Genomic DNA, 620 nt, shown 5'->3' on the forward strand with positions numbered 1-620 from the left:
CTTTTCTATTGCTCTTAAAACACTTTTAGTAGAAAGATTATCAGTTAAATGCCAACCGACTATTTTTCTTGAATATAGATCCATTATTGATGCTAAATATACAAAACCAGATAAAGTATAAATATAAGTGATATCAGTTACCCAGACTGTGTTTGGAGAGGATGGATTAAATTTTCTCTCCAGTATGTTTTTAAGATCACTATCAAAGTTTGTATCTATTTTAACCCTTTTATAAGGTGTAACCCATATAGCTCTAATATTAAGCTCTTTCATATAGTTACCTACAGTTTTCTCGGCAACTGCATATCCTCTTTGTCTTAATATTTCAGTTATTTTTGGGGCTCCATATATTTGGTTTGATTCATTGTAAATCTCTGTTATCAGATGTTTAATCTTGCTCTTTCGTTTTGACTGATTAGATTCTTTTCGATTTATGAAGTCGTAGAATCCCGATGTAGAAACGCCTAGAAACTTAGACACACCCTTAACTGAAATTTGACGTTTCTTTCTAGCTTTATCAAGCTCAATATAGATAGCTTCAGTTAGTCTTCGTTGAGTATGCCTATAGCCTTTTTTAGAATATCAAGTGCATCTTCCTTGTCACGAAGCTCCTTTTTTAG

1 protein-coding gene is annotated in these 620 nt (G+C 32.3%); it reads right to left on the reverse strand.

The genetic code is table 11. The features are described from left to right. Nucleotides 1-480 (reverse strand): IS3 family transposase (locus TICRE_RS11210; protein WP_143583171.1); only part of this gene is annotated, 480 nt, incomplete at its 3' end. Nucleotides 481-620 lie beyond the last annotated feature (140 nt).

The sequence above is a fragment of the Tissierella creatinophila DSM 6911 genome (assembly GCF_001940565.1).
GTDB lineage: Bacteria > Bacillota > Clostridia > Tissierellales > Tissierellaceae > Tissierella_A > Tissierella_A creatinophila.